We start from the raw sequence: 23534 nt of genomic DNA, 5'->3' as shown, positions 1-23534 counted from the left end.
TCGGGCTCCAGATGACTAGCTCGCCAGAGTCGCGGTGCCTCCCAACCCGCCCAGCGCCAACGCCGCCACCACCGACAGCCGGGCGCCGACGACGATGACCTCGGCGCCCGCCGGCAGCCGCTGCTGGGCGTAGACCAGGGCGCGGACGGCGCCCGGCGACAGACCGGTCACCTCGCGCAGTTCGATGACCAGGCGGCGCACCTGCCGGCCGCCGAGCTCGTCGAGCAGGTCGCGCAGACGGGGCAGCGCCTCGTCGTCCACTTCGCCTGCCAGGTGGATGGTGGTGGACCGGCCGTGCGACCCCGCGTAGACCGACGTGCTCATCTAACCCTCCTCGTTGGACGGTGTGTGCGCCCACAGCACGGCCGCGGACCGCGCGGGGAGGCGCAGGACGTGGCCGTCGCGCAGCGTCGTCGCGGCGTCGAGCGGCCGGGCGAATCCGGTGTTGGCGAAGACGCGCCACGTGCTGTCGGCGGGTGGCTGGGGGAGTGCCACTTCCTTGTCCTCGGAACCGGAGTTCGCGGCCACGACCACAGTATCCAAACGATCCGACAATCCCCGCCCCCGCGGATTCGGATCATGCATCATCGCGATCACCAGGTGCGAGCCCGGTGACCAGTCGGGTTGCCACGGCTGTTCACCGTGCCAGCTCACCGGTGGGTAGCCGCCGTCCGGAGTGGATTCGCCGTGCGGGTGTTCGGCACGCCGCAGCACCGGGTGCTCCCGGCGGAACCGGAGGCAGGCCCGGGTGAACTCGACGAGGTCCCGGTTGCGGTCCACCAGTGACCAGTCCAGCCAGGTCACCGGGTCGTCGTGCGGGTAGGCGTTGTTGTTGCCGCCCTGCGACCGGCCGAACTCGTCGCCGGCCAGCAACATCGGCACGCCGCAGCTGGTGAGCAGCAGCAACAGCGCGTTGCGCTGCTGCCGCGCCCTGGTCGCGAGCACCTCCGGGTCGTCGGTCGGCCCTTCCGCGCCGCCGTTCCACGAGATGTTGTGGTTCTCCCCGTCGCGGCCGTCCTCGCCGTTGAGGCGGTTGTGCTTGTGGTCGTAGGACGACCAGTCGGCCAGCGTGAACCCGTCGTGGCACGTGACGAAGTTGACCGACGCGGTGGCGCCACGTCCGTTGTAGAGGTCGGGTGACCCGACGAGCCGGGTCGCGACGTCGCCGGTGGTTCCCTCGCGCCCCACCAGGAACGCCCGCAGCGCGTCGCGGTAGCGGCCGTTCCACTCCATCCATCGGCCGTAGTGCGGGAACGCGCCGACCTGGTATAGGCCCCCCGCGTCCCACGCCTCCGCGATCAGCCGGGTGCCGGCCAGCACGGGATCCGCGGCCAGCGCCGCCACGAGCGGCGGGTCGGCCAGCGGCGCGCCGTCACGGCCCCGGGTGAGCACCGAGGCGAGGTCGAAGCGGAAGCCGTCCACGTGGTACTCGTGCACCCAGTGGCGCAGGCTGCGCACGACCCAGTCCCGCACCAGCGGGTGGTTGGCGTTGAGCGTGTTGCCCGCGCCGCTGAAGTTGTGGTGCCTGCCCGCCTCGTCCAGCAGGTAGTAGGACGACTCGTCCAGGCCGCGCAGCGACAGCGTGGGCCCGCGGTGGTCCCCTTCGGAGGTGTGGTTGAACACCACGTCCAGGACCACCTCGATGCCCGCCGCGTGCAGCCGCTTCACCAGTTCCTTCAGCTCCACGTCGGGGCGTTCGCCGTGGGCGTAGTTCGCCTTGGGCGCGAAGACGCCGACCGGGCTGTAGCCCCACGTGTTGAGCAGCGGCACGCCCGTCTCCGGGTGCACGTGGACGTTGTCGGTCTCGTCGAACTCGAAGACCGGCATCAGCTCCACGCAGTTCACGCCGAGCCACCGCAGGTACGGGATCTTCTCGGCCAACCCGGCGAACGTGCCGGGTGCCGCCACACCGGAGGTGTCGGACCGGGTGAAGCCCCGCACGTGCAGCTCGTACACCACCAGGTCCTCGGTGGGCACGCGCGGCGGACGGTCGTCGCCCCAGTCGAAGTCGCCGGTGGCGATCCGGGACCGGTAGGCGGGCCGGCTGCCCCACTCGCCCGCGCCGGCCAGCAGCCGGGCGTCCGGGTCGAGCAGGACCGGACCGCGCTCGCCGGCCCGCTCGACCCGGAACCCGTAGTCGGCGTCGGCCGGGTCCAGGCCCAGCACGTGGGTGGTGAACACCTCGCCGACCCGGTGCTCCGGCGGGAACTCCAGTTCGGTCAGCACCGAACCATCGGCCCGGTCCATGAGCACCAGCCACATGCGGTCGGCCCGCGCCGCGGCGACCGCGAAGTTCACGCCCTCGGCCGTCGGGGTCGCCCCGAACGGGGTGGGGCTGCCCGGCGCGAGCCGGAGCCCGGCCAGGCGGCCCGTCGCCGTCACGGTCACCGCTCGTCCTCTCCCAGGGGTCGCAGGCGCACCTGGACCGTCCGCCGGGACGTGCCCCCCGGCAGCTTCACCGTCATCTTCTCCGCGTCGAAGTCCCGGTAAGGGCTCCCGTCGACGAGCACCCGGTCCAGCACGACCCGCCCGCGCGGCAGCGCGTCCGGCGCGACCCGCAGCACCCCGCCGGGGAACGCCGCGTCCGGGTCCGGCGAGAACCACAGGTCCAGCGGTTCGCCGTGCCAGAGCAGTCTGTTGTAGACGGTCGCGAGGTAGCACAGCTCGGCCGAGTGGTACATGCTCATGGAGTGGTTGCCCTTGAGGCGTTCCAGGCCCGCCAGGTAGGGCGATCCGGCGGCCTGCACGGCGAAGTACACCGCGCCGTCGTCGTGGTCGAGGAAGAACGCGTTGTAGAACGCCTCCGCCTCGGCCGCGTGCTTGAGGTACTCGGCGTCGCCGGTGGCACCCGCCAGGACCAGGTAGGCCAGGATCGCCTGCTCCTGCTGCCACCACGCCTTGCGGTCGTGCCAGACGAACGCGTGCCGCCCGTCGCGCGCCTGCCGCTCCAGGACGTCGTACCAGCCGCCGCGGCGCGGGTCGCGGCCCACGCCGGGCATGGTGGCGGCGAGCCGCGCGGCCGTGCGCGTGTACTCGTTCTTGGGCCGCAACGAGTTCATCCGGGTGAGGTTCCACGCGATCTTGAGGTTGTGCCCGACCACCGCGCGGTCCTGCTGCCAGCCCCACGTCTTGTCCGGCGTCCAGTCCGCGTGGAACCGCTCGCGCACGAACGGGCTCGCGTCCGGGCCCCGGTCCGGGAAGTGGGTCACGATCATGTCGAAGGTGTGCTCCAGCATCCGCAGGTAGCGCTGCTCGCCGGTGGCCAGGTACAGGTTGAACAGGTAGGCCGGGGCGTGGTCGCCGACGGAGTTCCAGTTCTTGCGGGACCTGTTGCGCCCCAGCGACTCGGCGTGCGGGCTGAGCGTGAGCGGGTCGATGTGCGAGAAGTAGCCGCCCAGGCGCGGGTCGGCGTAGTGCCGCTCGAACAGCCGGACCGTCGCCTCGATGTCGTCGCGCAGCCACGGCGTGCCGGTGAGCCGGTAGGTCTGCACCAGGCCGGCCAGCGCGTAGATCTGCTCGTAGGCCGGGATGGTGAGCTCGTCGTCGCTGAACTCCGAGGCGAACAGCTTGCGCTGCCTGCCGCCGTCGACCTCCAGGCCGTGGTACCAGTACACCAGGCGGCCGACGTCGGTCTCGTCGACGAAGCGCAGGTTGTCCCGCAGGTACTCCGAGCCGCGCTCGGCGACCTCCAGGTGCGCCTCGTCGCCGGTCAGCATGTACGCGGTGGCCATGCCGTAGACCAGGCGGGAGATCGTGTCGGTCTCCTGCACGTGCGAGTCGGTCTTGTCGCCGCCGAGCCGCAGCACCGTGCGGTAGTCGGCGAAGTCCACCGGGCCCGTGCCGAACTGCGCGCGGCGGTAGAACCTGGCCAGCGACCGGACCTGGTCGACCCACCAGTCCGGCCGGTCGAACACCGCGCGGCCCGCGTCGTCGGCGACCAGCCAGATGCGATCGGCCTGCTGGCGGCGCGGGTTCGGGTAGATCGGGCCGAAGCTGAACACCATCGCGCCGGGCTTGAGCAGCTCGTCGAGCCGGCCGGTGACGTCCCGGTAGGGCTCCCCGAGGTTGCGCACGAGCTGGGCCGCGGTCTCCGACGTGCGGTGCACGACCTCGCGGTCGCCGCCGAACGTGGTCAGCACCAGCCGGTCGCCCGACGACTCGACGACGTAGCCGCCGTAGAGGTCGGAGTAGGTGCGTTCGGGTGCCGTGGTCACGCCGCCACCAGCCTGGCGGACAGCTGGTCGATGACCGTGCGGGCGAGCAGGTGGCAGTGCTCGACGGTGCGGGTGCTGATCAGGTCGCGGTCCACCGCCACGTCGGTGTCGGAGTAGACCGCACCCATGTTGCGCACGTCGCTGACCAGGTTGTTGTGGCAGGTGACCGTGCGGCCGGCCATGACCTCCGGCGCGGCGGACATCAGCCACAGGCCGTGGCAGGAGAACACCTTCAGCAGCCGGGGGATGCGGAACGCCCGGCGCATCACCTGCACCGCGGGCGCGACGCCACCGGGCCGTTCGCTGTAGCGCAGCCGGTCCGACACCATGCCGGAGGGCACGATGAGGGCGTGCAGGCCGTTCAGCTCGTGGTAGTCCAGGGCTTCCAGGTCGCCGTCCACCTTGATCTCGCCGCCGAGCTCGCGGCCGGTGAAGGTCAGCGACTCGTTGCCCCACAGGCGGGTGTACAGCTTGACCTCGGCGCCCGCCTCGGCGAACCGCAGGCGGTAGTAGGCGATCTCCGCCTCCACGAAGTCGCTCTCCATCAGGATGCCGATGCGCAGCCCGGCGAGCGGCCCGGGGAGGACGGGGGCGTTCAGGTCCATGGGGTTCTCCATCTGCGTGGTCCGAAGTGGACTGCCGCCTCGTCGCGGCACGGGAGGTGGCGGGCGGCTGTGCCGCCGCCCGCCACCGCGTGACACACCGGGCGCCCGCGGAAGTGCCGCGTCGCCGCCGGTGGGTGGGGAGGTGGATCAGCTCGCGACGAGCTCGTCGCGGGGGTCGCGGGCATCGCCGCCACCGGGCCGCTGCCCCGCGGCGCGCGTGGGTCCTGCGGTGCCCGCCGGTGCCGCGGGTTCTGCGGTGCCCGCCGGTCCTGCGGTGCCCGCCGGCTGGGAGGTCCCGCCCGGCCGCCCGCCCTCCCCGCTCGCGACCGCCCGTGGCTGGTCCGAGCCGGTGACGGGGGCCGGGGTCGACGCCGCCGCGGTGATCGGGTCGGGCCGGGTGCCCGGCACCCACGCCGTCCCGTCGCCGGTTCCGACGACCTGCCGCAGCCGGTCGAGGCGGTCGGCGTCACCGAGCGGGGGAGGGGAGCCCGGCAGCGGTTGGGCGGCCGTGGTCACCAGGGTGCGGATGCGTGGCACGCCGTCCTGGAGCACCACCAGCCACTGCTCGGTGAGCAGGCAGCCCGTCCAGCGGCTGCGCGGGGCGGGGCGCTGCCAGCGCCGCGACTCCCACATCAGCGTCACGGTCACCTCGGCGTGCAGCGGCGACACCAGGTCGACCTCGACCGACAGCACGTCCCGCCGCTGGTCGAAGCACGAGTCGCTCAGCTCCCGGTACCACGACGCGAACTGCTCGCCGTCCCGCACCGTCGCGCCCGGCAAGCGCAGCAGCAACCCCGACCGCACCAGGCGACCCCGCAGCTCGGCCACGTCGGCGTGCCGAGCCAGCCCGCCGTGCCACTCCCGCACCAGCGACTCGACCTCGGCCCGCGCCAGCCGACCGCGGACCGCCGGGGCGCTCACTCGATCACCAGGTCGATCAGGAACGGACCGCGGTGGCTCAGCATCTCGGCCACCGCGCCGTCCACCTCGCGCAACCGGCTCACCCGGCGACCGGGCACGCCCAGCGACGCGGCCAGCTGCGTGAACCCGATGGCGGGCTTGGTCAGGTCGAACGCGCCGGGCCGCTCGTGCGGCTCGATGCCCTGCTCCCGCCAGTACTGGTCGATGTTGTGGTCGAGCAACCGGTACCGGCCGTTGTTGCAGATCACGAACTTGGCGTCGATGTCGTACCGGGCGGCCGTCCACAGCGCCTGGATCGTGTACATGCTGCCGCCGTCGCCGGTGAACGCGATCACCGGCTGGTCCGGCCGCGCCAGCTTCGCGCCCAGCGCACCGGGGATGCCGATCCCCAGCGAACCGCCGCGCGTCTGGAAGAACCGGCCCGGTTCGCGCGCCGGCAGGTGCCGACCCAGCGGCTCGCCCGCCGTCAGCGCCTCGTCGAACAGGATCAGGTCGTTCGGCGCCTGCTGCGCCAGCCGCTCGGTGAACAGCTCCAGCACGCTCGGCGGGCCCGAGGGCGCGGTGGCCCGCGCGACCGGACGGGCGGCCGGCGCGGCGGCGGCCCCGCCCTGGTGCCCCAGCTCCACGGCCAGCGCGGCGAGCGTGAGCTTCGGGTCGGCCACGACACCGATCTCCACCGGGTGGTTCTTGGCGATCTCGTAGGCGTCCAGGTCGATGTGGACGATCCGGGCGTCCCGCGAGAACGGGTTGCTCAACGTCGGGAACACCTCGGGGAACACGTACGTGCCCACGATGAGCACGCGGTCCGCGTCACCGACGATGCGCGCGCTGTCCGCGCCGAACATGTGGCCCACGTTGCCCGCGTACGACGGGTCGGCCGCGTCGATGTTCACCTCGGAGGAGTTCACCCCGTACACCCGCGCGCCCAGCAACTGCGCCACGGTGGCCAGCTCGCGCTGCGCGCCGCTGGTCGCCACCCCGTCGCCCATGAGCACCAGCGGGCGCTTGCCGCCGGACAGCACCGACGCCATCCGCGCCACCAGCGCCGGTTCCGGCAGGACCCGCGTGGACGGCACCACGGTCGGCAGCGCCGGCTCGTCGGTGACGGCGTCGAGCACGTCCGCGGGCAGCGCCACGAACACCGGGCCGCGCGGCGGCGTCATGGCGATCTTCACCGCCCGGCGCAGCACCCGCAGCACCGACTCCGGGTCGGTGACCCGGGTGGCGTACTTCGTCACCGGCTCGGCCATGGCCACCAGGTCGACGGCCATCTGCGCGTCCATCGCGTCGTAGCGCACCCCGGCGTCACCCGCGATCACGACCAGCGGCGAACCTCCCCGCTTCGCCTGGTACAGCATGCCGACCGCGTTGCCCAGGCCGACGCCCGTGTGCAACTGCACCAGACCCGGCTGCTGCGAGGCGCGGGCGTACCCGTCGGCCATCGCCACGGCCACGCTCTCCTGCAACGCCAGCACGTAGGACATGTCGGTCTGCCCCATGGCGTCGAGCAGACCCTGCTCGACGGTGCCCGGGTTGCCGAACATGTGCTTGATGCCGTCGGCCGCGAACTGCTCGAAGATCGCGACCCGTCCCGGTCGTTTGGTCATGTGCTTCGTTCCACCTTCCCCAGTGTGGTGGCGGACGCGGCGCGGACCGGCGCCGCGTCCGCCCGTGACGCCCTACCAGCCGTAGCGGCGCAGGCCGTTCTCCAGCGTCTGCACCAGCAGCTCACCGGACAGCGCGGAGTCCGGAGTGGACCGCGCGGTGACGAACGGGTAGTCCACGATCACCGACAGCTCCTTGCCCACGTTGCCGTGGAAGCCGCCGAAGGCACCGGTCGCGTCGCGCAGGATGTACTCCAGCGGGAACGGGGGCGGGCCCATGTTGAAGTCGACGCCGAGGAAGCCGGTGCCGTCCTTGTAGTCGTACTCCTTCGGGTGACCCGTGACGTGCTTGCCGTAGATGATGCTCTGGCGGGACTCCCAGTCGCGGGCGAAGGCCAGCACGGTGACGCCGTAGCACTCGGCGAGGATCGGCTTGTCCGCGGCGTGGAAGCCGAGGACGACCTCGTGCAGGCGCTCGTTGTTCACCATGTCGACCAGCGGGCCGGAGCCGCCGACGAGCACCAGCGCGTCGTAGGCCGCGACCAGGTCGTCCACCGCGGGCTGCAGGGTGCGGTGGTAGGCCTCCAGCTCGCGCAGGTGGTTGATCGAGCTGTTGTAGGGCCGCTCGGGGATGAGGTCGGCCAGGCTGAGCGGGTTGTCCAGCCGGTCGGACTCGTCCAGCGCGCGGACCGCGCGGGCCATCTCCGGCGTGGTCACCGTGCGGCCGAGCGGCGGGTCGATGTAGTCGGCGTCCATGCTCGGCGGCAGCGCGTGGGCGCGCTTGCCGGTCGGGGTGACGAAGGTGACCTGGTAGCCGCGGGCGTCGAACGCCTCCAGCGGACCGACCAGCTCCTCCCCCCAGTAGCCGTACTCGGACAGCACCACGAGAACTCGTCGGGTCACTTCTCTACTCCCTGGTTGTGAGGGTTGTTCAGAGCTCGGCGGAGCCGGGCATCGGGTGCAGGGCGTCCACCACGTACCGGCGGATGCGCAGCCGGCCCGCCTCGTCGCGCACGACCTGCCACGTCTGGTCGGCGTCGAAGCCGAGCCACTGGCTCGTCGCCGCCGGCGGGTTCCAGATTCGCGCCTGCCAATTCACGCGCACCTTCACGTCGGCCACGTCGCCGCGAATGGACGACGTCACCTCGGTGACTTCGTGCACCTCGTCGAAAAAGCGGTTGACGACCGTCCGGTACCAACCCAGGAATTCTTCGGTCGACCGGAGCGTGCCTTCCGGGAAAGTCATCTCCGGATTGGTGTCGACCAGATATCCGAGCACCTCGTCCTCGGTCGCGTGCTCGTCCAGGGCGCGGTACCAATCGCCGACGAATCGGCTGATCAGATCATTGTCGAGGGTTGCTGCCACTGATTTCTCCCGTGTGCCCGTGTCGGTGGCGGACGGACCGTGATGACCGTCACCCGCTGTGACATCTTTGGTGTCGTGATTGACGACATGAGTCAATCCGTGCCACTGGATCGGTGCAAGCCACGCGGTGCAACTGGGTGGACTTGACGGAATTGCGCGAGTCGGTTGTTTCACGCGTGGGCAACACGCAGTTTTTGTGTCCGCCGTCAATGTGCTGGTGATGAGCCCGGGACGCGCCGGTGGCCGGGGCGCGGACCGTCCGGGCCGGCGTTGCCTGGTAGTCCTGCTACTAGGAAAGACCCTGGTCTGGCTACCCGGCTTCGGGGTGAGCACAGTGGTCGCATCGGCGTAACGCCGGCGATATCAAGGAGCCGACTTTGTCTCACATTGCCGACCAGACGGCTGCAGGGCCGCCCACGGGCACCGCCGCGTCGGATGCGGCGACCACGGCCAGTGCGAACACGACCGCGGCGGGCCGGCGGCCGAATGCCGGCCTCGTTCTGCTGTTGTTGTGCCTGGCCGAGTTCATGATCGCCCTGGACTTCTCCATCACCAACGTGGCGCTGCCGGTCATCCAGGCCGAGTTGCAGTTCACCACCTCCGGCCTGCAATGGGTCATCAGCGCCTACGCCATCACCTTCGGTGGTTTCCTGATGCTCGGCGGCCGGATCTCCGACCTCTACGGGCGGCGCCGGCTGTTCATCATCGGCCTCGTGGCCTTCGCGCTGGTCTCCCTGGTGGCGGGCATCGCGCAGGACGACGTGCAGCTCGTGCTGCTGCGCGGTGCGCAGGGCCTGGCGGCGGCGGTGGTCGCGCCCGCGGCGCTGTCGCTGCTGACCACGTCGTTCCCCGAGGGTCCGGAGCGCAACCGCGCGCTGGGCGTCTACGGCGCGGTGCTGTCGTTCGGGTTCGTGTCGGGCGTGGTGCTCGGCGGCATCCTCACCGACGTGCTGAACTGGCGGTGGGTGTTCTTCGTCAACGTGCCGATCGGCCTGGGTGCGGCGCTGCTCGCGCCCAAGCTGATCAAGGAGAGCCGCGGCCTGGAGAGCAACCGCAAGCTCGACGTGCCCGGCGCGGTCACCATCACCGGATCGGTGATCAGCATGGTGTACGCGCTGTCCACGATCACCCAGGGCGGCTTCGGCTGGCTGGTCTCGCTGGTGGTGTCGATCGTGCTGTTCGCCGCGTTCCTGGTGATCGAGCAGCGCAGCCCGCACCCGCTGATCCCGCTCAAGGTCGTCGCGCAGCGCGTGCTGCTGACCGCGAACCTGATCAACGTGCTGCTGATCGGCTCGTTCGTCGGCATCGCCTACATCCTCACCCTGTACCTCCAGGGCATCGAGGGCTTCACGCCGCTGCAGACCGGCTTGACGTTCGCGGTGCTCGGCGCGACCGCGGTGGTGGCCGGCATGTCGGCGGGCAAGGTGTCCGGCAAGCTCGGCAGCACGGCCACGCTGGTCGGCGGCCTGCTGATGCAGGCGGTCGGCACGGTGGCGCTGGCGATCCTGCCCGCGACCGGCGCGATCTGGTGGATCCTCGTCGGCATGGCGGTGATCGGGTTCGGGCACGTGTCCGCGGTCGTCATCGTCAGCATCTCGGCCACGTCCGGTGTGCCGGACCACCAGCAGGGCCTCGCGGGTGGTCTGCTGAACACCTCGCAGCAGCTCGGCGCGGCGCTGGGCGCGGCGGCGTTCGCCGCGATCGCCGTCGGCGTCACCGGCGGGCTGCTCGCCGAGGGCACGCCGCTGGAGCAGGCGGACCCGGCGTCGCTGGTGGCGGGCTTCCGCTACGCGCTCATCGTGGCGGTGGTGGTGTCCGTGGTCGCGTCGGTGATCGGCGTGACGCTGACCCGCAAGCGCGCCGCCGCCTGATTGGACCGCGATGGCGTCCTGGTCCTGCCGAACCCCCGCGGGCGGACCTGGACGGGTGGTGGGTGCCGTCTCCCCCGGGCACCCACCGCCCCGCGTCCGACGGGCGGGGAGCGGATCAGCCGGAGCGGTCGAGGAGGGTTGCGATGCGGGCCGAGTCGACCGGGCCGACCGGGGTCTGGAGCACGACCGTCAGCGTCGGGTGCTCGACCAGCCGCAAGTGCAGCAGGTCGAGGTCGATGCGGCCGACCCCGGGGTGGTCGAGGCGGTTGACCTCCACGTCGAACTCGGCCACCGGGTAGGAGTCCCAGCGCTTGCCGAACTCCGGGCTCACCTCGCGCAGCCGGTTCGCGATCTCGGCGTACCGGTGGTCGCCGCTGCTGCGCCCGGCCGCCGCGCGGAACTGGCCGAGCACGCTGCCCGCCGCCGACTCCCAGTCGACCAGCAGCGACCGCACGAGCGGATCGGTGAAGATCAGCCACAGCAGGTTGCGCTCGGCCGGCTCGACCGTGCCCGGGTCCAGCCACAGCAGCGCCTGCGCCCGGTTCCACGCCAGGATGTCCAGCCGCTGGTCGAACACGTACGCGGGGTTCGGCATCAGGTTGTCCAGCACCCGCTGCACGAGCGCGGGCAGCTCGCCGTCGGGCGAGCGCGGCTCGGCCGCCCGCAGCCCGGCCAGCTCGAAGATGTGGTCGCGGTCGTCGTCGTCCAGCCGCAACGCCGTCGCCAGCGCCTCGATGACCTGCCGGGACGACGGGATGTCGCGGCCCTGCTCCAGCCACGTGTACCAGGTCAGGCCGACGCCGGACAGCTGCGCGACCTCCTCGCGGCGCAGGCCGGGGGTGCGTCGCCGACCCGCGACGGGCGCCAGGCCGACGTCCTGCGGCTTGAGCCGTTCCCGGCGGGCGCGCAGGAACGCGCCCAGCTCACGCTTTCGGTGGTCCGTCATCGGGGTTCTCCGCGGTCAGGCCCGGCCGGTGGCGCACCGGGCCGGGTGGAACGCGGCCATCGTATTCGGGCGCGGCGGCCGCACGGCCTGCTCAACGCACTCTTCCCAGCATAGGAGATCGTCGTGACGCTGTTCCGGACCGCCGACGCGCCGCCCGCGGTGGGGTTGTTCGCGTTGAACATGGCACCGACCGTGGGGCCCGCCGAACTCGCCGGGATCGCGTCGTTGGCGGAGGAACTGGGCTACGAATCGTTGTGGGTGGGGGAACACCCGGCGCTGCCCGACCCGCCCGGCACGGCCAGCCCGTTCCCGGCGGACCTGGAACTGGTCGACCCGATCGTGCACCTGTCGTACCTCGCCGGTGTGACGAGCCGGATCAAGCTGGGCACCGGCATTGTGATCCTGCCCCTACGTAATCCCGTAGTGCTGGCCAAGCAGCTCGCGTCGCTGGACGTGCTGTCCGGCGGTCGGCTGATGTTCGGCTACGGCGTGGGATACATCGAGCCGACGTTCCGGGCGGTCGGTGTGCCGTTCGAGCGCAGGCTCGCCCGCGCTCTGGAACACGTTTCCGCGATGCGTTCCCTCTGGCACGACGAGAAACCGGGGTTCCACGGCGAGTTCGTCGATTTCGACCACATCGCCGCACACCCGCGACCGGTCCAGGCGGACCTGCCCGTCATCACCGGCGGGCACGCGCCGGCCGCATTGCGCGGCGCGGTCACGCATTCGCACGGGTGGTACGGCTTCGGCCTCCCCCCGGCCACCGTCGCGTGGATGAAGGAGAGCCTCCAGCGCGAAGCCGACGTCCACGGCCGGCCGGCCGACCTCGGGCCCCTGGGAGTCACCGTCACACCGCCGCGCGGCGCCCTCCGCCCCCAGGTGGTGGGCGAGTACCGGAAGGTCGGCGCGGAGCGCCTCGTGCTCTTCCCGCCCGACGGCATCGACCTCGCCGGGCTCACCGACTACGTGCGCGCGCACGCGCCCGGGAAGATCGGTGCGACTCCGTTCACCGGGTGAGCGGATCCACGACGTCTGAGCGCAGTTGCCACAGTGGACCCGGGCTGATTGTCCACCCCGACCCCACCGGCCAGGCTGGGTGGCGGCAGGAGTCCACTCGGCACCGGAGGAGATCCCGTGACCACAACAGATCCGCTGCGGATCCAGGAGCAGCACGTGCTGGCCATCCGCACGCTCAACGACGTCGTCAACGAGCGCCGCTACGACGACATGGACGAGCTGTTCGCGCCCGGCTTCGTCGACAACAACCCGGCGTGGAGCGTCCGCGACGTCGCCGAGCTCAAGAAGCTGCTCGCCGAGGCGCACGCGGCGATGGCGTTCACCTCGCACCACGACCTGATCTACCCGGCCGGTGACGACAAGGTCGTCATCCACATCACCTTCACCGGGCGGTTCGTCAAGGACTTCCTGGGCCAGCGCGCCACCGGTGAGCCGATCACCTGGACCAGCATCGAGGTCTTCCGCTTCGAGCACGGCCGCATCGCCGAGCGCTGGGTCCAGGCCGACACCGCGGGCCTCCTGCGCCAGCTCGGGGTGCCGCTGCCGTGACCACGTCCGTGAAGGGGATCACCATGCCCGCGTTCCTGCTGCACATCACCGTCAAGCCCCAGCACCAGGGCGAGGCCCTGCGCACGCTCGCCGAGATCCAGCGGCTGTCCCTGCAGGACGAGGGCTGCGTGGACTTCACCTGGCTGCGCCACGAGGATGACGTGAACAAGTTCACGCTCTTCGAGCGCTGGGAGAGCCGGCAGCACCTCGACGACCACCTCGCCAAGATCATCCCGGTGTGGGAGGAGTTCGCGCCGTGCCTGGAGGGCGACCCCGTCTCCCAGAGCGTGCGCGCGGTCACCGAGCTGGCCTGACCGGCGACCGGTCGTGAGTCGAACCGAAGGAGAACACCGTTGAAGGACCGCACTTTCCTGGTCACCGGCGCCACGGACGGCCTCGGGCTGGACCTGGCGAAGCGGCTCGCCGCGACCGGGGCGACCGTGCTGATCCACGGCCGTGACGCGCAACGCCTGGCGAACGCGGCACGGGACGTGGGCGGTGCCGTGCGGACCTACCTGGCGGACTTCGCCGACTTCGACCAGGTGCGGGCTATGGCCGCACGTCTCGCGGACGACGGCGTGCGGCTCGACGTGCTGATCAACAACGCCGGGATGGGCGCGGGCCGCCGCGACGACCGGCGCCTGGAGAGCAAGGGGGGACACGAACTCCGGTTCGCCGTGAACCACCTCGCCCCGTTCCTGCTCACCAGGCTGCTGCTCCCGCTGCTGTCACCCGCCGCGCGGATCGTCACCGTCGCGTCGGCCGGGCAGTCCCCGATCGACTTCGACGACGTGATGCTGCACCGGGGCTACGAGCCGCTGCGCGCCTATCGGCAGAGCAAACTGGCCCAGATCGCGACCTGCTTCGAGCTGGCCGAGCGGCTCGACCCGGCGCAGGCAACCGTGAACAGCCTGCACCCGGCGTCCTTGATGGGCACCAAGATGGTCTACGAGACCTTCGGCTACACCATGAGCACCGTGGCGGAGGGCTCCGAGGCGACGCTGCGCTTCGCGCTCTCCGACGACCTCGCCGGGATCACCGGGCGCTACTACGACGGCGTCCGCGAAGCCCGTGCCCACGCGCAGTGCTACGACCCGTCCGCGCGACAGCGGCTGTGGCGGCTCAGCAGCGAGCTGGTCGGCCTGCCCGCGGACTGACGGGCGAACGGGTCGCCGACTGCCGAAACACCGAAAGGCGAACCCATGAAGTGGTCCCACGTCGCGCTCAACTGCCGCGACCTCGCCGCGACCGAGGAATTCTACACGCGCTGGTTCGGTTTCAAGCGCGCCCGGTTCTTCGACCTCGGCGACACGTCCATCGTCTTCCTGAAGTCGGGGGAGGTGTACCTGGAGCTGTTCGGCGGCGCCGCGGTGGACGCGGCCGGCGCGCCCACGCTGGTGGAGCGCGACGGCCCCGACCACGTCGGCACGGTCCGCCACCTGGCGTTCCAGGTCGACGACGTCGACGCCCTGCTCCGGCAGATGGGCGACGACGCGCAGGTCAACCTGGGTCCGATCGACTTCGACAGCTTCATCCCGGGGTGGCGCAGCGCGTGGCTGACCGACCCCGACGGGGTCGTGGTCGAGGTGAGCCAGGGCTACCGCGACGAACTGTAGGAAAAACGTACGAGACCCGGTTGCCGACGTTGTCGGCAGCCGGGTCTCGTGCATTTCTTCCGATACTACGTCGAATTTTCGCAGTGGTTACCGAATGATGGATCAAGGGGTTGAGCGGGTTCATTCTCGGATGGGTGGGCGGCGGTAACGGAATTGCCCACGGCGGAGGGATCCGAGAGGTGGACCTGATGATGGATGACGCGACGGTGGGGAGACTCGTCGTGGACGACGTCTCCCCGGCGGTGTCGTCGGGAGCGCGGCCGGCCAAGGCCGTGGTCGGGCAGCACGTGCCGGTGCGGGCGGCGGTGTGGCGCGAGGGCCACGACGCGGTCGGGGCGACGGTGCGCTGGCGCGGCCCGGACGGCGCCTGGCAGAGCACCCGGATGCGGGTGGAGGACGCGGGCGCGGACCGCTGGTCGGCGGTGATCGTGCCGGACGCGGTGGGAGAGTGGGAGTTCCGGGTCGACGCGTGGTCGGACCCGTGGTCGACCTGGCTGCACGCCATCCGCGCCAAGACCGGCGCGGGGCAGGGCGCGACCGAACTGGCCAACGACCTGGAGCTCGGCGCCCGGCTGCTGGACCGCGCGTCGTCGGCCGACGACACGAACGGCGTGCTGCTGCGCGACGCGGCGGTCCGGCTGCGCTCGGGGGCGTTGCCGCTGGCCGACCGGCTGGCCGCGGCGCTGGACGAGGCCGTGCTCACCGAGATGCACGAGCACCCGGTGCGCGACCTGGTCACGGAGGGCGTACCGCACCGGCTGTGGGTGGACCGGCCGAAGGCCGCGTTCGGCTCCTGGTACGAGTTCTTCCCCCGCTCCACGGGCGGCGTGGACGAGCGGGGCCGGCCGGTGCACGGCACGTTCCGCACCGCGACGGCCGAGCTGGACCGGGTCGCCGCAATGGGCTTCGACGTCGTGTACCTGCCGCCGATCCACCCGATCGGCGAGGTCAACCGCAAGGGCAGGGACAACACGCTGGTCGCGCTGGAGGGCGACGTCGGCTCGCCGTGGGCGATCGGCTCCGTCCACGGCGGGCATGACGCCATCCACCCGGAGCTGGGCTCGTTCGCCGACTTCGACGCGTTCGTGGCGCGGGCCGCGGAGCTGGGCATCGAGGTGGCGCTGGACCTGGCGTTGCAGTGCGCGCCCGACCACCCGTGGGTCGGTCAGCACCCGGACTGGTTCACCCGCCTGCCCGACGGCACGGTGGCGTTCGCGGAGAACCCGCCCAAGAAGTACCAGGACATCTACCCGCTGAACTTCGACGACGACCCCAAGGGCCTGTACGCGGAGGTCCTGCGCGTGGTGCACCTGTGGATCGACCACGGGGTGCGGATCTTCCGGGTCGACAACCCGCACACCAAGCCGCCGGACTTCTGGGCGTGGCTGATCGAGGAGGTGCACCGGGACCGGCCCGACGTGCTGTTCCTGGCCGAGGCGTTCACCCGGCCCGCGCGCCTGTACGGTCTGGCGCGCCTGGGCTTCACCCAGTCCTACACCTACTTCACGTGGCGCACGGACAAGGCGGAGCTGGAGGGCTTCGGCGCGGAGCTCGCCGCGCACGCGCACGAGGCCAGGCCGAACCTGTTCGTGAACACGCCCGACATCCTGCCGAAGCACCTGCAGGACAACGGCCCGGCGATGTTTGCCATCCGCGCCGCCCTGGCCGCCCTGCTGTCGCCGACGTGGGGCGTGTACTCCGGGTTCGAGCTGTACGAGAACGAGGCCGTCGCGCCCGGCAGCGAGGAGTACCGGCACTCCGAGAAGTACGAGCTGCGACCCCGCGACTTCGCGGGCGCGCGGGCCAGGGGCGACTCCCTGGAACCGTGGCTGACGCTGCTCAACCGCGTCCGCCGCGCCCACCCGGCGCTGTGGTCGCTCGACGGCCTGGCGTTCCACGCCGTCGACAACCCCGCGCTCGTCGCGTTCTCCAAGCGCGACCCCGCGACCGGCGACACCGTGCTGGCCGTGGTGACCCTCGACCCCGACCGACCGCAGGAGGGCACGTTGACCACCGACCTGGACGCCTTGGGCGTGCCGTCCGCGTTCACCGCGCACGACGAGGTGACCGGCCAGACCTGGCAGTGGGGCGCGAACAACTACGTCCGGCTCGACCCGGCCCGCGCGGTCGCGCACGTCGTGGCGGTGAGGGCCTGATGCCGCGCCGTCTGCTGCCCAGCGGCGAGTCGCCGCGCGTAGCCACGCCCATCGGCGTGGAGCCGGAGTGGTACAAGTCGGCGATCTTCTACGAGGTGCTCGTCCGCGCGTTCAGCGACAGCAACGGCGACGGCTCGGGCGACCTGCGCGGCCTGGCCGACCACCTGGACTACCTCCAGTGGCTCGGCGTGGACTGCCTGTGGCTGCCGCCGTTCTACGACTCGCCGTTGCGCGACGGCGGCTACGACATCCGCGACTTCCGGGCGCTGCTGGCCGAGTTCGGCACCGTGGAGGACTTCGTGCACCTGCTGGACGAGGCGCACAAGCGGGGCATCCGGGTGATCACCGACCTGGTGCTCAACCACACGTCCGACTCGCACCACTGGTTCCAGGAGTCGCGTCGCGATCCCGACGGGCCGTACGGCGACTTCTACGTGTGGAGCGACGACGACTCGAAGTACGCCGACGCCCGCATCATCTTCGTGGACACGGAGACGTCGAACTGGACCTACGACCCGGTGCGCGGCCAGTTCTACTGGCACCGGTTCTTCAGCCACCAGCCCGACCTGAACTACGACAACCCGGCCGTGCAGGAGGCGATGCTGGACGTCCTGCGGTTCTGGCTGGACCTGGGCATCGACGGGTTCCGGCTGGACGCGGTGCCGTACCTGTTCGAGCGCGAGGGCACCAACGGCGAGAACCTGCCGGAGACGCACGAGTTCCTGCGGCTGTGCCGCAAGGTCGTGGACGACGAGTACCCGGGCCGGGTGCTGCTGGCCGAGGCCAACCAGTGGCCCGCCGACGTGGTGGACTACTTCGGTGACCCCAGCGTGGGCGGCGACGAGTGCCACATGGCGTTCCACTTCCCGCTGATGCCGCGCATCTTCATGGCCGTGCGCCAGGAGTCGCGCGTGCCGATCTCGGAAGTCCTCGCGGCCACGCCCGAGATCCCGGCCGGCGCGCAGTGGGGCATCTTCCTGCGCAACCACGACGAGCTGACGCTGGAGATGGTCACGGACGAGGAACGTGACTACATGTACTCCCAGTACGCCAAGGACCCCCGGATGAAGGCCAACATCGGCATCCGGCGACGCCTGGCCCCGCTGCTGGACAACGACCGCAACCAGCAGGAGCTGTTCACCGCGATGCTGCTGTCGCTGCCCGGCTCGCCCGTCCTCTACTACGGCGACGAGATCGGCATGGGCGACAACATCTGGCTCGGCGACCGCGACGGCGTGCGCACGCCGATGCAGTGGACGCCCGACCGCAACGGCGGGTTCAGCGGGGGCGACCCGGGCCGGCTCTACCTGCCGGTCATCGCGGACCCGGTCTACGGCTACCAGAGCCTGAACGTCGAGGCGCAGATCGACAGCCCCGGCTCGCTGCTGCGCTGGACCAAGCGGATGATCGACGTCCGCCGCCGGCACCGGGCGTTCGGCCTGGGCGGGTTCCGCGAGCTGCCCTCGGGCAACGCGGCCGTGATGACCTACCTGCGCGAGCACTGCGCCGAGGACGGCCGGCTGGACATCGTGCTGTGCGTGAACAACCTGTCCCGCCACCCGCAGGCGGTCGAGCTGGACCTGCGGGAGTTCCAGGGGCACGAGCTGACCGAGCTGACCGGCGGCGTGGAGTTCCCGGTGATCGGCGCCGCGCCGTACCAGGTCACGCTGCCCGGCCACGGGTTCTACTGGTTCGCCATCCAGATGGAGGTGCCTTCGCGATGACCACTGCCATCACCGGTGTGCCCGGGCTGCAGGAGTGGCTGCCCCGGCAGCGGTGGTTCCCCGCCGACGACGCGGACGAGGTGACCGTGCAGCGGGTGGAGCCGTTCGCGGCCGGGCCGGTGCGCGGCGTGATCGCCGTCGTGGCGACCGCCCACGGCCGGTTCCACGTCCCCGTGGGCGTCCGCGCGGACCTGCCCGCGGGGTTGGCGGACGCCGTGATCGGCACCGCGGCCGGGGAGGTGCACTACGACGCGCTCGCCGACCCGGAGCTGGTCACGCGGCTGTACGACCTGGTGGCGCAGGCCGGGACGACGGGCGCGGTGGCGTTCCGGCCCGAGCTGGGCGTGGACCTGCCCGAACGCGCGGGCGAGGTGCGGCCGATGGGCGTGGAGCAGTCCAACACCTCGCTGGTGGTCGGCGGGCACAGCGTGCTCAAGGTGTTCCGGCGGGTGTGGCCGGGGGAGAACCCCGACCTCGCGCTGCACCGCGTGCTGCGGGACAGCCTGTACGTGCCGCGGCTGCTCGGCTCGATCACCCTGGACGGCACGGACACGCTCGGCCTGGTCGAGTCCTACGTGGACGGTGGGATCGAGGGCTGGGAGGCGGCACGCGCCGACCTGGGCCACACCCTCACCGGCACGCCCCGCGAGCTGGACCTGGTGGGCGAGCTGGGTCGGCTGGGCGTCGCCGTCGCGGCCGTGCACGCCGACCTGGGCCGGGCGCTGGGCTCCGCGCCCGCGGACCACGAGGCGCTGGCGGACCGGTTCCTGACCCGGCTGGCCGAGACGCTGGAGGTCGCACCGACGGTGCGGCCGTACGCGGCGGCGCTGCGGGCGTGCCTGGGCGACCGGGTCCGAACCGCGGCCGTCGGCGAGGTGCAGCGCGTCCACGGTGACCTGCACCTGGGCCAGGTGCTGCGCAGCAACGGCCGCTGGGTGCTGCTGGACTTCGAGGGCGAGCCGTCCGCGCCGCTCGCCGAGCGGGCCCGGCCCGACTCGCCGCTGCGGGACGTGGCCGGGATGCTGCGGTCGCTGGACTACGTGGCCGGGCACCACCGGCTGACCGCCACGTACTGGTCGGTGGAGGACGAGCGGCGCAGCCGGCACTGGGTGCACGACGCGCAGCGCGCGTTCCTGGCCGGGTACGCCAGCGAGTCCGGCGTGGACCTGGCGGCCGCGGCCACCGTGCTGCGGGCCTACCAGCTGGACAAGGCGCTGTACGAGGTGCGGTACGAGGCGGCGAACCGGCCCGACTGGCTGCCGGTGCCGCTGCGGGCCGTGCGCGAGCTGGTCGGCGGGTCGTCGTGACCGCCGTCGTCACGCCCGCGCTGGCCGACCTGGACCGCCACCTGATCGCCGAGGGGCGGCACGAGCGGCTGTGGGAGGTGTTGGGGGCGCACGTCGTCGACGACGGCGTGCGCTTCGCCCTCTGGGCTCCCGGCGCGCGTGCGGTGCGGGTGTGCGGCGAGTGGGGTGAGGCGGACCTGGTGCGCGATCCGCTGATCCCCGTGTGGCAGGCCGTGGTGCCGGAGGCCGGGGAAGGGCACCGCTACCGGTTCCGCATCCTGTGCGAGGACGACGTGTGGCGGGACAAGGCCGACCCGATGGCGTTCCGCACCACGCCGCCGCCCGCGGTCGAGTCCGTGGTGACGCGGTCGCGGCACGCGTGGTCCGACGGCGCGTGGTGGCACCGGCCGGACCGGATCAGCGTGTACGAGGTGCACCTGGGGTCCTGGCGAGCGGGACTCGGCTACCGCGAAGCCGCCGAACGGCTCGCCGACCACGTGGCCGGGCTCGGCTTCACGCACGTGGAGCTGCTGCCGCTGGCCGAGCACCCGTACGGCGGCTCCTGGGGCTACCAGGTGACCTCCTACTACGCCCCGACCGCGCGGTACGGGAGCCCGGACGACCTGCGCCACCTGGTGGACGTCCTGCACCGCCGGGGCATCGGCGTGATCCTCGACTGGGTGCCCGCGCACTTCCCGAAGGACGACTGGGCGTTGGGGCGGCTGACCGGCGTGCCGGTGTACGAGCACCCCGACCCGCGGCGCGGTGAGCACCCGGACTGGGGCACGTACGTGTTCGACTTCGGTCGGCCCGAGGTCCGCAACTTCCTGCTGGCCAACGCGTTGTACTGGCTGGAGGAGTTCCACGTGGACGGTCTGCGGGTGGACGCGGTGTCGTCCATGCTGTACCGCGACTACTCGCGCGGGCCGGGTGAGTGGGAGCCCAACGAGCACGGCGGCAACGAGAACCTGGAGGCGCTGGCGTTCCTGCGGGAGCTGACCGCGACCGCGGGGCGCCTGCACCCGGACGCGCTGCTGATCGCCGAGGAGTCCACCACCTGGCCGGGCGTCACGGCGGCCGGCGGGCTGGGTTTCGACCGCAAGTGGAACCTCGGCTGGATGCACGACACGCTGACGTACTTCCGCGACGGCGACTACGAGCGGCTGAAGCTGCCCGCGGAGTACGCGTGGAGCGAGCGGTACCTGCTGCCCCTGTCGCACGACGAGGTGGTGCACGGCAAGGGCTCGCTGATCGCCAAGACCGGCGGCGCGGCGGGGCTGCGCGTGCTGCTCGCGCACATGTGGGCGCACCCGGGCGGTCAGGTGCTGTTCATGGGCGGTGAGATCGGCCAGCCGCACGAGTGGGCCGACCACCGCGAGCTGGCGTGGGACCTGCTGGACGATCCCGTGCACGCGGGCGTGGCGCGGCTGGTCGCGGCGCTGAACCGGGTGCAGGCGGCGCATCCGGCGCTGTACCGGGCGGACGACCGGCCGGACGGGTTCGAGTGGCTGGTGGACGACGACCCGTCGCGTGCCGTCGTGGCGTTCACGCGGCGTGCGCCCGGTGCGCCCGACGTGGTCTGCGTGGCGAACTTCGGCGGGCCGCGGGCCGGTTTCCGGTTGCCGCTGCCGTCGTCCGGGGTGTGGCGGGTCCTGCTGCACACCGAGGACGTCGAGTTCGGCGGTGACGGTGCGCCGGAGGCGGTCGTGGCGGTGCCGGAGGACGGCCGGGCGGTGGCGGAACTGGCGCTGCCCGCGAGGGCGGCGGTCTGGCTCACCCGCTGCTGAGCACGCGAGAAGGCTCGTAGGACGGTCGGGTCCTACGAGCCTTTTCCCGTGCCCGGGTCAGTTCACCCGGCGGCGGTCGGCGAGGGCGGCGAACAGGCCCGCCGCGACGGCCAGGAGACCGCACAGCAGCAACGAGAACCGGTAGCCCGACAGCAGCGCCGCCGCCGGCGCGTCGGCCACGGAGACGCCCGCCGGCAGCTCACCGGCCGTGCGGCTGACCGCGATGGCGGCGAACAACGCGACGCCGAGCGCCGATCCGAGCTGCTGCGAGGTGTTGAACAGACCGCCCGCGAGCCCCTGCCGGTCGTCGGGCACGCCCGCCGTCGCGGAGATGATGATCATCACGACGGCGGTGATGTTGCCGAACCCCACCAGGGCCGTGCCGACGAGCACCGCGACCAGCCCCGCCGCGCCGGACGGCAGCGCGGCCATCGCCAGCGACCCGGCCGCCTGGGCGGCCACGCCGAGGACCATCGTGGCGCGCGAGCCGATCTTCGCCGCGATCCTCCCGGCGGTGAACCCGGCGAGCATGGCGGTCAGGCCGAGCACGGAGAACGTCAGGCCGGTGCGCAGCGGCGTGTACCGCTCGATCACCTGGAGGTACAGCGTGACGATGTAGGTGGAGCCGACGAACGCCCCGATCAGCGCCAGGTTCGTCACGTTGGCCACCACCAGCGCCCGCAGCTTGAAGATCCGCAGCGGCACCAACGGGTGCGGCGCCTTGTTCTCGATGAACACGAACGCCACCAGCAGCACGGCGGACAACGCGAACGCGCCCAACGTCGTCGCACCCAGCCAGCCGTGGGTGTGCGCCACGGACAGGCCGTAGACCAGGCTGATCAACGCCACGGTGACGGTGATCGCGCCGGGCATGTCCAGCTTGACCCGGTTCGCGGGCCGCGCCACCTCGGAGATGAACACGACCGCGGCGACACCCGTGATCACGCCGATCGGCACGTTGATGAAGAACACCCACCGCCAGTTCAGCAGGTCGGTCAGCACACCGCCCGCGATGACACCGCACACGAAACCCAGCGACAGCACCGCACCCCACACACCGAGCGCGCGGTTGCGGGCCGGACCCTCGGGGAAGGAGGTCGTCAGCAGCGCCAGCGCGGCCGGTGCCACGAACGCGGCCGCGAGCCCCTGGACGCCGCGCAACACGACCAGTTGCACGGCGTCCTGCGCGAACCCGGCGAGCAGCGAGGCGATGCCGAACACCAGCAACCCGATGATGAACAGCCGCCGCTGCCCGTGCAGGTCCGCGACCCGGCCGCCGAGCAGCAGGCACCCGCCGAACGTCAGGGCGTACGCGCTGACCACCCACTGGAGGTCGTTGACGGAGAAGCCGAGGTCGGTCTGGATCGTCGGCAGGGCGACGTTGGTGATGGAGAAGTCGAGGACGATCATGAACTGCGCGGCGCACAACAACAGCAGGACGAGCCCGCCGCGCGAGCCACCGGCGACCGGTTGCCCGGCCCGCGTTTCAGCTGTACTGGACAACGTCGAACTCCCTAGGACGGTGTGGATTGCCGATTGCGCCTCCACTGTCCTCAAGGGAGGGGAACCGATCCAGGGCAAGGCGCGTTCGGGCCGGAAATGCGCGCGGCTCTCGGGAGTTAACGTATTGGCGGGACCGGGAACGCGGTGGCGCTGACGTGGGGTGACGGCGACCGACCGGACCCGGAGGTCGTCATCGGCGACCAGGACGGTCGCCGCGCGGTGCACCAGCGGGTCGGGGTCCGCGAGCAGGTCGAGCAGCCGCGGCCGGGCCGCGTCGGCCGACCCCCGTCCGGAGAACTCCGCACGACCACCGCAGAAGTGCGGGCTGGTCCCGGCCGACGCCCGCTGTACCGCACACATCCAGGATGT

The 23534-nt window shown here is 71.7% G+C and carries 20 protein-coding genes; 10 read left to right on the top strand and 10 right to left on the bottom strand.

All coding sequences use genetic code 11. The features are described 5' to 3' along the window. Nucleotides 1–15 precede the first annotated feature (15 nt). From FHX81_RS10660 to FHX81_RS10625, 8 genes are all read right to left on the bottom strand, one after another. Nucleotides 16–324 (bottom strand): STAS domain-containing protein, encoded by a 309-nt coding sequence (locus tag FHX81_RS10660; protein ID WP_141977414.1) that lies wholly within the window; start codon nucleotides 322–324, stop codon nucleotides 16–18. Beyond that, complete coding sequence (locus tag FHX81_RS10655) at nucleotides 325–2388, bottom strand: glycogen debranching protein (protein WP_141977412.1); 2064 nt, start codon at nucleotides 2386–2388, stop codon at nucleotides 325–327. After that, nucleotides 2385–4214 carry an AGE family epimerase/isomerase gene (locus FHX81_RS10650; RefSeq protein ID WP_141977410.1) on the bottom strand — a complete coding sequence of 610 codons (1830 nt, stop codon included), beginning with the start codon at nucleotides 4212–4214 and terminating at the stop codon, nucleotides 2385–2387. The genes FHX81_RS10655 and FHX81_RS10650 overlap by 4 nt, the downstream gene beginning before the upstream one ends. After that, the gene (locus FHX81_RS10645) at nucleotides 4211–4819 is read right to left on the bottom strand and encodes a DJ-1/PfpI family protein (RefSeq protein ID WP_141977408.1); all 609 of its coding nucleotides are present in this window, start codon (nucleotides 4817–4819) and stop codon (nucleotides 4211–4213) included. The genes FHX81_RS10650 and FHX81_RS10645 overlap by 4 nt, the downstream gene beginning before the upstream one ends. 147 nt (nucleotides 4820–4966) lie before the next feature. Continuing rightward, on the bottom strand, nucleotides 4967–5740 hold the full coding sequence (locus FHX81_RS10640; RefSeq protein WP_141977406.1) for a hypothetical protein: 774 nt from the start codon (nucleotides 5738–5740) through the stop codon (nucleotides 4967–4969). After that, entirely contained in the window at nucleotides 5737–7347 is a 1611-nt protein-coding gene (locus tag FHX81_RS10635) for a thiamine pyrophosphate-binding protein (protein ID WP_141977404.1), read from the bottom strand. The genes FHX81_RS10640 and FHX81_RS10635 overlap by 4 nt, the downstream gene beginning before the upstream one ends. Before the next feature lie 72 nt (nucleotides 7348–7419). After that, entirely contained in the window at nucleotides 7420–8247 is an 828-nt protein-coding gene (locus FHX81_RS10630) for a type 1 glutamine amidotransferase domain-containing protein (RefSeq protein ID WP_141977402.1), read from the bottom strand. A 28-nt stretch (nucleotides 8248–8275) separates the two neighbouring features. Further along, a complete protein-coding gene (locus FHX81_RS10625) occupies nucleotides 8276–8806 on the bottom strand; it encodes a nuclear transport factor 2 family protein (protein WP_211363453.1) in 531 nt (176 codons plus the stop codon). A 281-nt stretch (nucleotides 8807–9087) separates the two neighbouring features. Between FHX81_RS10625 and FHX81_RS10620 the strand changes: the two genes are divergently transcribed. Continuing rightward, nucleotides 9088–10581 (top strand): MFS transporter, encoded by a 1494-nt coding sequence (locus tag FHX81_RS10620; RefSeq protein WP_141977400.1) that lies wholly within the window; start codon nucleotides 9088–9090, stop codon nucleotides 10579–10581. Between the two features lie 115 nt (nucleotides 10582–10696). On the opposite strand, the gene FHX81_RS10615 is transcribed toward FHX81_RS10620, so the two are convergent. Further along, a complete protein-coding gene (locus FHX81_RS10615; RefSeq protein WP_141977397.1) occupies nucleotides 10697–11527 on the bottom strand; it encodes a helix-turn-helix transcriptional regulator in 831 nt (276 codons plus the stop codon). 123 nt (nucleotides 11528–11650) lie between these two features. Between FHX81_RS10615 and FHX81_RS10610 the strand changes: the two genes are divergently transcribed. The 9 genes from FHX81_RS10610 to glgB all read left to right on the top strand — a co-directional run bounded on the left by FHX81_RS10610 (nucleotide 11651) and on the right by glgB (nucleotide 21662). After that, nucleotides 11651–12544, top strand: coding sequence for a TIGR03619 family F420-dependent LLM class oxidoreductase (locus FHX81_RS10610; protein ID WP_141977395.1), 894 nt, complete (start codon nucleotides 11651–11653; stop codon nucleotides 12542–12544). 117 nt (nucleotides 12545–12661) lie between these two features. Further along, nucleotides 12662–13093 carry an ester cyclase gene (locus tag FHX81_RS10605; protein WP_170232001.1) on the top strand — a complete coding sequence of 144 codons (432 nt, stop codon included), beginning with the start codon at nucleotides 12662–12664 and terminating at the stop codon, nucleotides 13091–13093. Further along, the gene (locus FHX81_RS10600; RefSeq protein WP_141977391.1) at nucleotides 13090–13407 is read left to right on the top strand and encodes a putative quinol monooxygenase; all 318 of its coding nucleotides are present in this window, start codon (nucleotides 13090–13092) and stop codon (nucleotides 13405–13407) included. The genes FHX81_RS10605 and FHX81_RS10600 overlap by 4 nt, the downstream gene beginning before the upstream one ends. Before the next feature lie 39 nt (nucleotides 13408–13446). Beyond that, on the top strand, nucleotides 13447–14250 hold the full coding sequence (locus tag FHX81_RS10595; protein ID WP_141977389.1) for an SDR family NAD(P)-dependent oxidoreductase: 804 nt from the start codon (nucleotides 13447–13449) through the stop codon (nucleotides 14248–14250). A gap of 45 nt (nucleotides 14251–14295) precedes the next feature. Then, a complete protein-coding gene (locus FHX81_RS10590; RefSeq protein ID WP_141977387.1) occupies nucleotides 14296–14709 on the top strand; it encodes a VOC family protein in 414 nt (137 codons plus the stop codon). 188 nt (nucleotides 14710–14897) lie between these two features. After that, the gene (locus FHX81_RS10585; protein ID WP_281291727.1) at nucleotides 14898–16865 is read left to right on the top strand and encodes a maltotransferase domain-containing protein; all 1968 of its coding nucleotides are present in this window, start codon (nucleotides 14898–14900) and stop codon (nucleotides 16863–16865) included. Beyond that, nucleotides 16865–18589 (top strand): maltose alpha-D-glucosyltransferase, encoded by a 1725-nt coding sequence (gene treS / locus FHX81_RS10580; protein WP_141977385.1) that lies wholly within the window; start codon nucleotides 16865–16867, stop codon nucleotides 18587–18589. Before FHX81_RS10585 ends, treS begins: the two co-directional genes overlap by 1 nt. Further along, entirely contained in the window at nucleotides 18586–19896 is a 1311-nt protein-coding gene (locus FHX81_RS41930; RefSeq protein WP_246107751.1) for a maltokinase N-terminal cap-like domain-containing protein, read from the top strand. The genes treS and FHX81_RS41930 overlap by 4 nt, the downstream gene beginning before the upstream one ends. Next, nucleotides 19893–21662 (top strand): 1,4-alpha-glucan branching protein GlgB, encoded by a 1770-nt coding sequence (glgB, locus tag FHX81_RS10575; RefSeq protein ID WP_246107750.1) that lies wholly within the window; start codon nucleotides 19893–19895, stop codon nucleotides 21660–21662. The genes FHX81_RS41930 and glgB overlap by 4 nt, the downstream gene beginning before the upstream one ends. A gap of 57 nt (nucleotides 21663–21719) precedes the next feature. Here glgB and FHX81_RS10570 read toward each other — a convergent pair whose 3' ends face one another. After that, nucleotides 21720–23165, bottom strand: coding sequence for an MFS transporter (locus FHX81_RS10570; protein WP_170232000.1), 1446 nt, complete (start codon nucleotides 23163–23165; stop codon nucleotides 21720–21722). Nucleotides 23166–23534: the final 369 nt, after the last annotated feature.

This window comes from Saccharothrix saharensis (assembly GCF_006716745.1).
GTDB lineage: Bacteria > Actinomycetota > Actinomycetes > Mycobacteriales > Pseudonocardiaceae > Actinosynnema > Actinosynnema saharense.
Note: the sequence above shows the minus strand (reverse complement) of the source record. Positions and strands in the feature narration are given on the sequence as shown.